12 protein-coding genes and 1 pseudogene are annotated in these 12,610 nt (G+C 58.5%); 3 read left to right on the top strand and 10 right to left on the bottom strand.

Going from position 1 to position 12,610, the window contains the following annotated elements; translation table 11 throughout:
- Positions 1–5: 5 nt before the first annotated feature.
- Positions 6–707, bottom strand: a complete 702-nt coding sequence (gene rpe, locus RCI20_RS13105; protein ID WP_306606223.1) for a ribulose-phosphate 3-epimerase — start codon at positions 705–707, stop codon at positions 6–8.
- A 35-nt stretch (positions 708–742) separates the two neighbouring features.
- Between rpe and apaG the strand changes: the two genes are divergently transcribed.
- Positions 743–1,126 (top strand): Co2+/Mg2+ efflux protein ApaG, encoded by a 384-nt coding sequence (gene apaG, locus RCI20_RS13110; protein WP_306606225.1) that lies wholly within the window; start codon positions 743–745, stop codon positions 1,124–1,126.
- Positions 1,127–1,720 (top strand): class I SAM-dependent methyltransferase, encoded by a 594-nt coding sequence (locus RCI20_RS13115; protein ID WP_306606227.1) that lies wholly within the window; start codon positions 1,127–1,129, stop codon positions 1,718–1,720.
- A 30-nt stretch (positions 1,721–1,750) separates the two neighbouring features.
- Here the strand turns inward: RCI20_RS13115 and ydiK are convergent.
- From ydiK to RCI20_RS13135, 4 genes and pseudogenes are all read right to left on the bottom strand, one after another.
- Positions 1,751–2,782, bottom strand: a pseudogene (gene ydiK, locus RCI20_RS13120) (AI-2E family transporter YdiK); the annotation flags it as partial.
- Positions 2,783–2,785: 3 nt separating this feature from the next.
- On the bottom strand, positions 2,786–4,012 hold the full coding sequence (gene argJ / locus RCI20_RS13125) for a bifunctional glutamate N-acetyltransferase/amino-acid acetyltransferase ArgJ (RefSeq protein WP_306606229.1): 1,227 nt from the start codon (positions 4,010–4,012) through the stop codon (positions 2,786–2,788).
- Between the two features lie 60 nt (positions 4,013–4,072).
- Positions 4,073–6,772: a preprotein translocase subunit SecA gene (gene secA, locus RCI20_RS13130; protein WP_306606231.1), complete on the bottom strand. Its 2,700-nt coding sequence runs from the start codon at positions 6,770–6,772 to the stop codon at positions 4,073–4,075.
- Positions 6,773–6,872: 100 nt separating this feature from the next.
- The gene (locus tag RCI20_RS13135; RefSeq protein WP_306606233.1) at positions 6,873–7,745 is read right to left on the bottom strand and encodes a M23 family metallopeptidase; all 873 of its coding nucleotides are present in this window, start codon (positions 7,743–7,745) and stop codon (positions 6,873–6,875) included.
- A 1-nt stretch (position 7,746) separates the two neighbouring features.
- Here RCI20_RS13135 and RCI20_RS13140 point away from each other — a divergent pair, with 1 nt between their 5' ends.
- Positions 7,747–8,244 (top strand): DciA family protein, encoded by a 498-nt coding sequence (locus RCI20_RS13140; RefSeq protein ID WP_306606235.1) that lies wholly within the window; start codon positions 7,747–7,749, stop codon positions 8,242–8,244.
- On the opposite strand, the gene RCI20_RS13145 is transcribed toward RCI20_RS13140, so the two are convergent.
- The 5 genes from RCI20_RS13145 to RCI20_RS13165 all read right to left on the bottom strand — a co-directional run bounded on the left by RCI20_RS13145 (position 8,231) and on the right by RCI20_RS13165 (position 12,607).
- Positions 8,231–8,419, bottom strand: coding sequence for a hypothetical protein (locus tag RCI20_RS13145; RefSeq protein WP_306606237.1), 189 nt, complete (start codon positions 8,417–8,419; stop codon positions 8,231–8,233). The genes RCI20_RS13140 and RCI20_RS13145 overlap by 14 nt on opposite strands.
- A 7-nt stretch (positions 8,420–8,426) precedes the next feature.
- Positions 8,427–9,341, bottom strand: coding sequence for a UDP-3-O-acyl-N-acetylglucosamine deacetylase (gene lpxC, locus RCI20_RS13150; protein ID WP_306606239.1), 915 nt, complete (start codon positions 9,339–9,341; stop codon positions 8,427–8,429).
- A gap of 85 nt (positions 9,342–9,426) precedes the next feature.
- Complete coding sequence (gene ftsZ / locus RCI20_RS13155; protein WP_306606241.1) at positions 9,427–10,599, bottom strand: cell division protein FtsZ; 1,173 nt, start codon at positions 10,597–10,599, stop codon at positions 9,427–9,429.
- A 33-nt stretch (positions 10,600–10,632) separates the two neighbouring features.
- On the bottom strand, positions 10,633–11,862 hold the full coding sequence (gene ftsA / locus RCI20_RS13160) for a cell division protein FtsA (protein WP_306606243.1): 1,230 nt from the start codon (positions 11,860–11,862) through the stop codon (positions 10,633–10,635).
- Between the two features lie 4 nt (positions 11,863–11,866).
- Positions 11,867–12,607, bottom strand: a complete 741-nt coding sequence (locus tag RCI20_RS13165) for a cell division protein FtsQ/DivIB (protein ID WP_306606245.1) — start codon at positions 12,605–12,607, stop codon at positions 11,867–11,869.
- Between the last annotated feature and the right edge of the window lie 3 nt (positions 12,608–12,610).

Raw genomic sequence — 12,610 nt, forward strand, 5'->3', positions numbered from 1 at the left:
AGACCTCAGATTTTGGCCAGTTCGCCACGCAATGCGGCAATGATGGAATCGTACCGATGTGGGTCGGCATCCTTGCCGGCACCATAAACGGCTGAACCGGCAACGAAGGCATCAACGCCGGCACGGGCGATTTCGGCGATATTTCCAGTGTTGACCCCACCATCGATCTCCAGGCGGATGCGCCGACCGCTTTCCCGTTCATAGGCATCCAGCTTGGCCCTGGCCTGCCTGGCCTTGGCCAGCGTACCGGGAATGAATTTCTGGCCACCGAAACCGGGATTCACGCTCATCAGCAGGATCACGTCGAGCTTGTCCATCACGTAATCCATGTACTCCAGCGGCGTGGCCGGATTGAAGACCAGTCCGGCCTGACAACCGGCGTCGCGGATCAGCGCCAGGCTGCGGTCAACGTGCTCGGATGCCTCCGGATGAAAGGTGATGATATTGGCGCCGGCCTTGGCAAAATCGGGAATGATGCGATCCACCGGCTTGACCATCAGATGCACGTCGATCGGCGCCGTCGTACACGGGCGGATCGCTTCGCAGACCAGTGGGCCTATCGTCAGATTGGGAACATAATGGTTGTCCATCACGTCAAAGTGAATCCAGTCGGCACCCGAGGCAATGACGTTGGCCACTTCCTCGCCCAGTTTGGCGAAGTTGGCGGACAAAATACTCGGTGCAATGATGAAATCGCTGGCAGACATGCTGTTTCCCTGAAAATAAGAGACGAAATTATCCCATGACCGACCCCGACAAGTACCAGATCGAAATCAGCGCGCAACCTCAGTTCATTCCAGAACAATCCGATTCTCAAGAAAACCGCTACGTCTTCGCTTATACGATCACGATTCGCAACACAGGCAGCATTGCTGCACAACTGGTCTCGCGCCACTGGATCATCACCGATGGCAACAATCAGGTGCAAGAAGTGCGCGGCTTGGGCGTCGTCGGCAAACAGCCCCTGCTGCAACCGGGCGAACGCTTTGAATACACCAGCGGTTCGTCACTGAACACACCGGTTGGCACGATGAAGGGCAGTTATCAACTGATTGGCGAAGACGGTACGCATTTTTCGGTGGACATTCCGGAATTCGTGCTGGCGATGCCACGCGCCCTGCACTGAATGGGGCTCAAACAAAGCTACGGACTGATCGCGCCGTTCTACGATTTCGCGGTCGACCGAGCCACACGGCGGATTCGTCAGAACAGTCTGGCTGAATTGCCAGCAGCCCCGAGCCGGGTTTTGCTGGCCGGTGTCGGCACCGGACTCGACCTGCCGCACTTGCCGGCCCAACACAGCTATGTCGGCCTCGACCTGACACGCGCCATGTTGCGCCGTTCGTTGCCACGCGCCCAGCACCTGAATTTTTTCCCGCTGCAAGGCGACGTACATCAGTTGCCGTTTCACGACGCCAGCTTCGATGCCGTGGTTGCCCACCTGATCCTGGCGGTCGTCCCTCAACCAGCCCTCTGCCTGGCAGAAATTTCGCGGGTCCTGAAACCGGGGGGCCAAGCACTGATTCTCGACAAATTCCTCCGCCGCGACCAGCATGCCCCCGTACGACGCCTGCTCAATCCCTTAGCGCGCCGCGTCGCTACCCGGCTCGACGTGGTTTTCGAGGACTTGCTCGACGGCGCTCCCGGACTGCACCTGACCAGCGACCGCGCCGCCCTCGCCGGCGGGTGGTTCCGCCATATCCGGCTGCACCGTCGCTGACACCACGTCATCGCCGAGCGCATCGGCAATCCAGGCTTGCATCAGCGTCCACGTAATGGCCAGAACGACTGGGCCGACAAAAATCCCGATCAGCCCGAAGCCGAGCATGCCGCCGATGACGCCAACGAAAATCAATATGAGAGGGAGGTCGGCACCACGCCGGATCAACATCGGACGCAGGAAATTATCCAGACTGCCAACGATCACGCTCCACACCAGCAAGAACACCGCCCAACCGGTATCGCCCGCCCAGAACAACCAGCCGGCGGCAGGCAACAGCACCAGCACCGGGCCGACCTGGGCGATGCATAGCATGAGCATCACTGCCGACAACAGCGCGGCAAACGGTACGCCTGCGACGGCTAGGCCAAGGCCGCCAAGCACCGTCTGCACGATGGCGGTAACGCCAACCCCCAGCGCCACGCCGCGAATTGCCTGGCTGGCCAAGATGACCGAGTTTTCACCCCGCGTACCCGCCAGTCGACGGCCGAAACGCAGCACCTGACGTGCCGCCGGTTCACCGGAGGAATACATGATGGCGGCGATGGTGACGATCAACAGGAACTGCACCAGCATGCCACCCAAACCGCCAACCTGGGCAAGCACCCACTTTCCGGTATCGGCGGCATAAGGCGTTACCTTGGCGACGATCCCGGCCGAACCGCCAGTCGCCAGTTGCGACCACAAGCCGGCCAGCATCTCGCCGACCAGCGGCAAACCGGCCACCCAGCTTGGTGGCTGCGGCAAGCCGTTTTCCACCAGATAGTCGGCTGCTGCGGTCAACGCCTCGGTATTGCCGGAAATGGTATCGATTGCCAGCCACAGCGGCAGCACCAGTAGCAGCAACATGCCCAGCGTCATGATCAGGATCGCCGGCAGACGACGTCCGCCGAGGCGGCTTTCCAGCGACATGAACAGCGGCCAGGTAGCAACGACTATCATCGCCGCCCACACACCGGCCGCCAGAAAAGGCCGCAACACCCACAGCGACAGGCCGATCAGCCCGACGATGAAAAAAATCGCCAGCGTCGTACGCGTCAGGTCGCGGCGGATGTCGGTCATTGCTTACGAACGGTAGTCGGCGTTGATCTTGACGTAATCGTAGGAGAAGTCGCAGGTATAAACATTGGCCGCGGCAGCGCCGCGACCGAGGTCAACACGCACAGTGATCTCGGCCTGCGCCATCACGCGGGCACCATCCTCTTCCTTGTACGACGCGGCGCGACCACCCTTTTCGGCGACCAGTACATCGTCCAGCCAAACCTTGACGCCATCGACGTCGAGATCGGTAATGCCGGCATAGCCGACGGCGGCGAGGATGCGGCCGAGGTTGGGGTCGGAAGCGAAAAAGGCGGTCTTGACCAGCGGCGAATGGCCGATCGCGTAACCGACCTGACGGCATTCCTCGATCGACTTGCCGCCCTGCACAGCGACGGTGATGAACTTGGTCGCGCCCTCGCCGTCGCGAACGATGGCCTGCGCCAATTCGACCGAGACTGCAATGATCGCTGCCTTGACTTCCGCCCAACCCGCATCGGTTTCAGCGACGAAGCAGGCGCCGGACTGGCCGGAAGCGATCATCACGAAGGAATCATTGGTCGAGGTATCGCCGTCGACGGTAATGCAATTGAACGACGCATCGGCCGCGTCCTTGACCAGCTGGTCGAGCAATGGCTGGGCGATGCCGGCATCGGTGGCGAGGAAACCCAGCATGGTCGCCATGTTCGGCTTGATCATGCCGGCGCCTTTGGAGACACCGGAAATCGTCACTTTCTTGCCGTTGACCGTAACAATGCGCGAGGCGGCCTTGGCCACCGTGTCGGTAGTCATGATGCCGTGCGCTGCGGCATGCCAGTTGTCGGCCTTCAGATCGGCAAAGACCGCCGGCAGGCCGGCCTTGATGCGGTCGACCGGCAACAATTCCAGAATCACGCCAGTCGAAAAAGGCAGCACCTGTTCCGCCGCGACACCAAGCAATTCTCCGACTGCAACACAGGTTTCCTGCGCCGCCTGCCGTCCCGGCTCGCCGGTGCCGGCATTGGCGATACCGGTATTAACCACCAGCGCTCGGATTTCCTGACCACCGGCGAGATGCTTGCGGCACAACTGCACCGGTGCGGCACAGAAACGATTCTGCGTAAACACGCCGGCGACGGTACAACCGGCATCGAGCGCAACCAGGGTCAGGTCGCGACGGTTTTTTTTGCGAATTTCGGCCTCGGCAACACCAAGGCGAACACCGGCAACAGCAAAGAGTTGATCGGCAGCAGGGGTGGCGTAATTAACGGGCATGCAGCTAGCTCCAAAAGCATCAAGGCACCGCGCGGGTGCCTTGGGTGAAATCGGTAAAAATCAGGACAGTTTTCCGTGGCAGTGCTTGTATTTTTTCCCGGAACCACAGGGGCAGGGGTCGTTTCGACCGACCTTCGGCGCATTTTGACCGCCCTGCGCCTCGTCTTCCTCGGCCAGTGCTTCGTCGTACCCGGCATGCTGGTACTTGACGTTGCTGACATCGGCATGCGGCGCAGTTTCTTCAACATCTTCCGGCGAACGAATCTGTACGGTGAATACGATACGCGTCACTTCCTTGCGCACCTGGTCAAGCAGGGTTTCGAATAGCTCAAACGCTTCGCGCTTGTATTCCTGCTTCGGATTCTTTTGCGCGTAACCACGCAGATGAATCCCCTGACGCAAATGGTCCAGCGCGGCAAGATGCTCCCGCCAATGCGAATCGAGGCTCTGCAGCATGACGTTGCGCTCAAACTGCTGGAAGGTTTCCGCCCCGACCTGATCGATTTTCTCCTGGTAAGCGGCATTGGCCCGCTCGATGATGCGCGTAAGAATTTCATCATCGGACAAGGTCGGCTCGTCCTTGAACCACTGTGCCACCGGTGCAGCGATTTGCAGATCAGCTGCCAGCGCACTTTCCAGGCCCGCCATATCCCATTGCTCTTCAACCGAATCAGTCGGCACGTAGATGCGGAAGATATCGGCGATCACGCCATGGCGCATTGCGGTGATGGTTTCCGAAATATCGTCGGTTTCCAGCAATTCGTTGCGCTGCTGGTAAATGACCTTGCGCTGGTCGTTCGACACGTCGTCGTATTCCAGCAGTTGCTTGCGGATATCGAAGTTGCGCGCCTCGACCTTGCGCTGCGCCGATTCCAGCGAGCGGGTAACGAGCGGATGCTCGATCGCTTCGCCTTCCGGCATTTTCAACTTGTCCATGATGGCTCGCAGGCGCTCACCGGCAAAGATGCGCAACAGCGGATCGTCCAGACACAGGTAGAAGCGTGACGAACCGGCATCACCCTGGCGACCGGCACGACCGCGCAACTGGTTGTCGATACGGCGCGATTCGTGGCGTTCTGAACCAATGATGTGCAGACCGCCAGCGGCCAGCACGGCTTCGTGTACCTGCTGCCAGTCGGCTTTCAGCGCAGAAACCTTGGCATCCCGCTCGGCCTGCGGCAGGGACTCATCGTCGCGCACGGCGTCCAGCGATTTCTCGATATTGCCCCCGAGCACGATGTCGGTACCGCGACCGGCCATGTTGGTGGCGATGGTGATCATCCCCGGTCGACCGGCCTGGGCAACGATTTCCGCTTCGCGGGCATGCTGCTTGGCGTTCAGCACCTGATGCGACAGCTTTTCCTTGTCGAGCAGGGAAGACAGCAACTCCGACGCTTCAATCGATGTCGTACCCACCAGCACCGGCTGGCCGCGCTGGGCGCAGTCGCGGATATCGGCAACGATGGCGGCGTTCTTCTCGTCCATGGTCTTGTAGACCAGATCGTTCATGTCCTTGCGGGCCATCGGACGATTGGTCGGAATGACCACGGTTTCCAGACCGTAAATCTGCTGGAATTCGTAAGCTTCGGTATCTGCCGTACCGGTCATGCCGGCCAGCTTGCCGTACATGCGGAAATAATTCTGGAAAGTAATCGACGCCAGCGTCTGATTCTCGGACTGTATCTGCACGCCTTCCTTGGCTTCAACTGCCTGATGCAGGCCATCTGACCAGCGGCGACCGGACATCAGACGCCCGGTGAATTCGTCGACGATAATGACTTCACCGTTCTGCACCACGTAATGCTGGTCCTTGTGGAACAGGCTGATGGCACGCAACGCGGCATTCAGGTGATGCATCAGCGTGATGTTGGCCGCATCGTACAAGCTGCTGCCTTCGCTCAACAAGCCGGCTTCGGCCAGCAGACCTTCGGCATGCTCGTAACCGGACTCGGACAAATGGACCTGATGGCCCTTTTCATCAACCCAGTAATCGCCTTCGTCTTTTTCTTCCATCGCCCGCGAGAGCTTGGGCACGACATCCTTCATGCGCAGGTAGAGGTCGGTGTGATCGTCGGCCTGACCGGAAATGATCAAGGGTGTACGCGCCTCGTCGATCAGGATCGAATCGACCTCATCGACAATGGCGTAATTCAGGCTGCGCTGCACCCGCTGATCGCCGGCGTAAACCATGTTGTCACGCAGGTAATCGAAACCGAATTCATTGTTGGTCCCGTAGGTAATATCGGCTGCATAAGCCGCCTGCTTGGTCTCATGGTCCATCTGCGACAGGTTGACCCCGACGGAGAGGCCGAGGAAACGATGCAGGCGCCCCATCCACTCAGCATCGCGACTAGCCAGGTAGTCATTGACCGTGATGACATGCACGCCCTTGCCGGAAATCGCATTCAGGTAGGCCGGCAAGGTTGCCACCAGCGTTTTACCTTCGCCGGTACGCATTTCGGCGATCTTGCCGTAATGCAGCACCATACCGCCGATCAACTGCATATCGAAGTGGCGCATGCCAAGGACGCGCCTGCCAGCCTCGCGAACGACCGCGAAGGCTTCGGGCAGCAGGCCATCGAGCGACTCACCATCGGCATGTCGCTTTCTGAACTCCTCTGTTTTGGCCTTGAGCTGCTCGTCGGACAATGCCGCTGTTTGCGGTTCGAGCGCATTGATGCGCTTGACGGTCAGGGAATACTGCTTGATCAGCCGATCGTTACGGCTGCCGAAAATCTTTTTGAGTAGGCCGGATATCATCGCGATGGAATAGGGTTTTGCGCAGACAAATGCAAAGGAGCCGGGATTCTAGCACGCCCGGTCCACGTGGCGGGTTTGCCCGCCGGCATGACAAAAAGGATCAGCGACGCGACGAATGGGCGAACGCTTCGCCGCGCTTCAGAAAAGTCGCAGGATTTTGGGGCACGCCAAGCATCTGAACCTCAAAATGCAGATGTGGCCCGGTCGAACGACCAGTACTCCCTACCGTACCTATTTTCTCTCCGCGCCGGACAATCTTTGATTCGACAACCGTCATGGTTGCCAAGTGAGCGTAGCGCGACGACAAACCATCACCATGATCGATGTCGATCATATTGCCGTACTCCGGATGGAAAACCGCCGCCAACACCACACCGTCAGCCGCAGCACTAACCGGCGTACCTGTTGGTGCAGAAAAGTCCAGGCCATCGTGGCGCGAACGCAAGCCAGCAAACGGATCATTGCGATAGCCAAAAGCTGAACCAAGAATGGCGTTCTTGACCGGCAAGGTCGTCGGCATCAGCCGCTGCTCAACACGCTTCTCAAGCAACTTGAATTCCATGTAAGCCAATTCGTCCGTCCGCTGATCCAGCACTACAGCCAAGCGCTCGATTTCTTGCTGCAACTCAGTTGCCGACATGGGCTCAGGAAGAAAAGGCCCACCCTGCCCCGGCTTGCCATCAGGATTGACGGCCTTCCTGGATGACTTCACGCCTGCCAGACTGGATACCCGCTCACCCAGCGAATCAAGCTGCAACATTCGCCCCTGCAACTCACCGAGGCGCGTCGCCATCAATTCCAGATTGTTGGTGATGTAATCCCGTGTTTTCCGGGTTTCCTGCTGCTGCATGGATAAAAGAATCTCTTCGACCACGGGCAAACGGAAATGCAAGGAGATCATGGAGAAGCCGAATGCCGTCAACAACACCAGCGCAACGAAAAGTGCCACGGTAGCAAGCACGTGACGAGGCATAATGGTGATCGTGCGCGCCGATTTCAGATGGCGTGAAACAACGATAATCTGCACGGAACCTCCTATGTATAAAGCGCCTGAGCAATTCCTCGACGCCGATGCTGCAACTGGCCGGGTCATGGCCCATGCCCGGCTTCTGATGAAGCTGACCAACCGTTTCGACGCGGTAGCCCCAACAGCACTACGCCAGTCGGCGCATGTCGCCAATTACAAATCGGGGAGAATTATTATCCACGCCGACAATGGCGCGGTCGCCGCGAAATTACGCCAGATGAATCGGCGGCTTTGCGACGAGTTGTCTTGTGTGGGGGTGGAGTGTAACGAGATCGAAGTAAAAGTACAACCTCGACAAATACCTGTGCGATCAATGAGTTCCACCAGCAAGCCCATCTCGGACAAAGCCGCCGGACTATTGCGGTCGACCGTGGAAATGTTGCCAAAAGGCCCTTTGCGCAGCGCCTTGGACAACTTGTTGCAACGCGCCGCTAGAGCGGAATAACCGCCAACCGCTCAACAAACAGCAGGGCAAACACCAGCAGCGCAAAGACGATTCCGTAACGAAAAAGCCGCCAGCCAAAACTCAGATATTCGCGCTTCCCGGTAAAAGCGTAGAGCACAACACTTGCGCCGAGCGCGATAACCAGGATGACCGCCAGCAGACGCAGCAGCCACATAGCCGACTCAGGCGGCCTGCGCCAACCAGCGCGTCACACCTTGCGGCGCACGTCCGGACTCGGCAAAGCTGACCAGCTCCCAGGCATCCTGCTGGGCAAGCAGCGCCCGAGCCAGTTGATTATTCAAGGCGTGCCCACCCTTGTGGGACGAATAGGCTGCCAGCAGGGGATGACCAAGCAGGTAGAGATCGCCGACGGCATCAAGAATCTTGTGCTTGACGAACTCGTCGCCGTAACGCAGACCGTCCTGATTCAACACACGGAACTCGTCGAGAACGATGGCATTTTCCAAACCACCGCCCAACGCCAGGCCATTTTCACGCAAGTATTCGACTTCCTGCATGAAACCAAAGGTGCGGGCGCGCGAAATTTCGCGCACGTATGACTGCTCGGCAAAATCGATCTCGGCATGCTGCGCCGACTTGTCGATGGCTGGATGATTGAAAACGATGGAAAAACTCAGGCGATACCCATCATAAGGCTCGAACCTGGCCCACTTGTCGCCATCACTGACTTCGATGGGGCGAGTCACGCGAATGAATTTTTTGGCAGCATTCTGCTCTTCAATACCCGCCGACTGAATCAGGAAAACGAACGGGGCGGCAGAACCATCAAGGATCGGCACTTCTGGTGCATCAAGATCGATCCAGGCATTATCGATCCCCAGACCGCACAAGGCCGACATGATGTGTTCGATAGTGCCCACCTTCACGCCATCGCGCTCCAGACAGGAACACATCCGCGTATCACCCACCAGAAGTGCCTGAGCAGGAATATCAACGGGGTCAGGTAAATCGACACGACGAAAGACGATACCGGAATCCGGCGCAGCAGGCCGCAAGGTCATATTGACCTTGACGCCGCCGTGCAGACCAACGCCGGAGGCGCGAATAACAGTCTTCAACGTGCGTTGCTTGAGCATTGCCAAGTACTTGAATGATTGGGGAAGGCGGCGCATTTTAGCACAACGCACCGCCCCCCTTTTCAGAGAAGGCTTTTATTACCGATCAATCCGCCTGTTTGCGCAGGAAAGCCGGAATATCGTAACGATCCACACCGCTATTGGCCAAGGCCTCGACGGTGACATTACGCTTGCGTACAACAGCCGGCACATCCAGGTGCGAGTAATCCGGCGAAGAACTGAATGCCACGGCATCGTGCGTGCCGGTTGCCTGCAGCATGGCCGGCTCGACCACGGTAAACGGTTGCTGCTGGCGCTTTGCCGCAACTTGACCAAGACCGGTTGCAACCACGGTGACCCGCAGCGTATCCACCATATGTTCGTCGTAGACCGCCCCGAAGATAATGTGTGCGTCTTCAGCAGCAAAAGCCTTGACGGTATTCATCACTTCATTGACTTCCTTCATCTTCAGGTTGCCCTTGGCTGCCGTGATATTGACCAGCACGCCACGTGCGCCAGACAGGTTGACGCCCTCAAGCAACGGCGAGGCAACGGCTTGTTCTGCCGCAATGCGGGCACGATCGACGCCGGAGGCAACCGCCGAACCCATCATCGCCCGACCCATTTCGCCCATCACGGTACGGACGTCTTCAAAGTCGACGTTGACCAGACCGGGGTAGGTAATGATTTCAGCAATGCCGCCAACAGCGTTTTTCAGCACGTCATCTGCCGCCTTGAAGCAATCGTCGACATCAGCATCGTCGCCCATGACTTCCATCAGCTTGTCATTCAAGATGACGATCAGCGAATCGACGTGTTTGGAGAATTCGGCGATGCCGGCTTCGGCCGATTTCATCCGCTTGCCGCCCTCGAAGCTGAACGGTTTGGTCACAACACCAACCGTCAGGATACCCATTTCGCGGGCGATCTCGGCAACCACCGGGGCAGCACCAGTACCGGTGCCGCCGCCCATGCCGGCCGTGATGAAGGCCATGTGCGAACCCTCCAGTGCCGCACGAATTTCCTCGCGGTGCTGATCGGCTGCAGCCTGACCGGCTTCCGGCTTGGCACCAGCGCCCAGTCCGGTTTTGCCAAGCGACAACTTGTTCGGCGCAGTATTACGCACCAAGGCCTGCGCATCGGTATTGGCGGCGATAAATTCAACGCCGTTCACCCCTTCGCGAATCATGTGCTCAATGGCATTGCCACCTGCACCACCGACACCGAATACCTTGATGATGGTACCGAGTCCCTCGTCCTTCTCGATGATTTCAAACATGATGACCTCCTCTGAAAATACGTTCTGAAACTGTTAAAAATTCTTGGAAAACCACTGCTTCATGCCGGAGAAGACATCCTTGATGCCCTGCTTCTCCTGAATTTTCTGCCCCCGCTTGCGTTGTGCCTGGGCTTCAAGCAACAAGCCGTATGCCGTCGAGAAGCGCGGGTTCTGGATCACGTCGGCCAGGCTGCCGGCGTATTTCGGGTTGCCCAGACGAACCGGCATGTGGAAAATTTCCTCACCCAGTTCAACCATGCCTGGCATCACGCTGGCACCGCCGGTCAACACGATGCCGGAGGACAAAACCTCCTCGAAGCCGGCACGACGCAATTCGTGCTGGATCAATTCGTACAGTTCTTCGACCCGCGGCTGAATCACGTCGGCCAGCGCCCGGCGGCTCAATTTCCGGCTTGGCCGGTCGTCGACCCCGGCAACGTCGAGGTTTTCCGCGACATCGGCCAACTGGGACAAGGCGCAACCGGACTTGCACTTGATTTCTTCCGCCTCACGGGTCGGCGTGCGCAAGGCCATCGCGATGTCATTGGTGATCTGGTCGCCAGCGATGGGGATGACCGAGGTGTGACGAATCGCACCCTGCGTCCACACGGCAATATCGGTGGTGCCGCCGCCGATATCGATCAGGCAGACACCGAGGTCCTTTTCGTCTTCCGACAGCACCGCGTAACTGGACGCCAGCGGTTGCAGCACCAGGTCGTTAACCTCCAGGCCACAACGGCGCACACACTTGACGATGTTTTGCGCAGCAGACACCGCGCCAGTGACGATATGCGTCTTCACTTCCAGACGCATGCCGCTCATGCCGATCGGTTCGCGGATGCCATCCTGGCCGTCGATGACGAATTCCTGGGTCAGGATGTGCAGGATTTCCTGCTCGGCCGGAATCGGCATGGCCCGCGCTGTTTCAATGACACGGTCAACATCGGCGGAAGTTACTTCCTTATCCTTGATCGCCACCATGCCATTCGAGTTGAAGCTTTTGATATGGCTGCCGGCAATCCCGGTATACACGTGACTGACCTTGCAATCGGCCATCAGCTCGACTTCCTGGATGACGCGGCTGATCGTATGCACGGTTTCCTCGATATTCACCACGACGCCTTTTTTCAGGCCGCGCGAATCCTGGGAACCCATACCGATCACACTGAGTCGTCCCTCGTTATCGAGATCGGCCACCAGCGCCACGATCTTCGATGTGCCGATATCCAGGCCAACTACCAAATCCTTGTTGTCCCTGCTCATAGTCTTACTTTCCCTTCCCCTCGCCCGCAACCTTCATCGCGAAACCATTCGGATATCTCAAATCCACCACCGCCGGTGCTACCGGCAAATTCGCCACCATGCCCGAATACACATCGACAAAACGTTTCAGACGCGCCTCTACTGGCGACTTCGGATGCTCGCGACCGATTTCCACGCGCACCCCGTTGTTCAACTTCAATTGCCAGGCCAGACGCGGCGACAGCATTACCTGCACGGGTCGTTCGCCCACCGCGGCAAAAAGATCGGTAAATTCGGCATAACGCTCCAGAACTTCCCGCGCGGTTCCGGGTGGGCCGACGAGCAAAGGCAGTTTCGCCATATCCTCTTCGGGCAACAGCGCAGCGAACACCTCGCCATGACTGTTGACCATTTCCACAAAGCCCTCTCCCCAGCGCGCTAACGGACGATGCTCTTCGATCGCAATTTCCAGTCGGGCCGGCCAGACGCGCCGCACCTGCACCTTGCGCACCCAAGGCAATTGCTCTAGCGCCACTCGCACCGCCTCCAGATCGAGACTGAAAAAATTCCCGCGCAATGCCGAAGGCAGCACTTGCTCGATCTCGCCCCGCCGCGTATGCGGCAATGCATCGGTGAAAACCACCTGCTTGACCGGCAACGACGGCACACGCACCAACCAGACGGCGCCACCGGCCAGCAACGCGGCCGCCGCGACGAGCATCAGCAAGTCGGCCAGCGCATTGAGCAGTTGGGGTTTGTGCCACATTCA

The organism is Azonexus sp. (genome assembly GCF_030824335.1).
In the GTDB taxonomy this organism is placed as follows: Bacteria; Pseudomonadota; Gammaproteobacteria; order Burkholderiales; family Rhodocyclaceae; genus Azonexus.

Bases quoted from the DNA above. Each gene is read 5' to 3' on its own strand.
- RCI20_RS13140 (WP_306606235.1), top strand. From the start codon at position 7,747: ATGGTGATCGTGCGCGCCGATTTCAGATGGCGTGAAACAACGATAATC.
- ftsA (WP_306606243.1), bottom strand. From the start codon at position 11,862: ATGAGCAGGGACAACAAGGATTTGGTAGTTGGCCTGGATATCGGCACA.
- argJ (WP_306606229.1), bottom strand. From the start codon at position 4,012: ATGCCCGTTAATTACGCCACCCCTGCTGCCGATCAACTCTTTGCTGTT.
- RCI20_RS13135 (WP_306606233.1), bottom strand. From the start codon at position 7,745: ATGCCTCGTCACGTGCTTGCTACCGTGGCACTTTTCGTTGCGCTGGTG.
- RCI20_RS13145 (WP_306606237.1), bottom strand. From the start codon at position 8,419: ATGTGGCTGCTGCGTCTGCTGGCGGTCATCCTGGTTATCGCGCTCGGC.
- lpxC (WP_306606239.1), bottom strand. From the start codon at position 9,341: ATGCTCAAGCAACGCACGTTGAAGACTGTTATTCGCGCCTCCGGCGTT.
- secA (WP_306606231.1), bottom strand. From the start codon at position 6,772: ATGATATCCGGCCTACTCAAAAAGATTTTCGGCAGCCGTAACGATCGG.
- ftsZ (WP_306606241.1), bottom strand. From the start codon at position 10,599: ATGTTTGAAATCATCGAGAAGGACGAGGGACTCGGTACCATCATCAAG.
- RCI20_RS13165 (WP_306606245.1), bottom strand. From the start codon at position 12,607: ATGTGGCACAAACCCCAACTGCTCAATGCGCTGGCCGACTTGCTGATG.
- apaG (WP_306606225.1), top strand. From the start codon at position 743: ATGACCGACCCCGACAAGTACCAGATCGAAATCAGCGCGCAACCTCAG.
- RCI20_RS13115 (WP_306606227.1), top strand. From the start codon at position 1,127: ATGGGGCTCAAACAAAGCTACGGACTGATCGCGCCGTTCTACGATTTC.
- rpe (WP_306606223.1), bottom strand. From the start codon at position 707: ATGTCTGCCAGCGATTTCATCATTGCACCGAGTATTTTGTCCGCCAAC.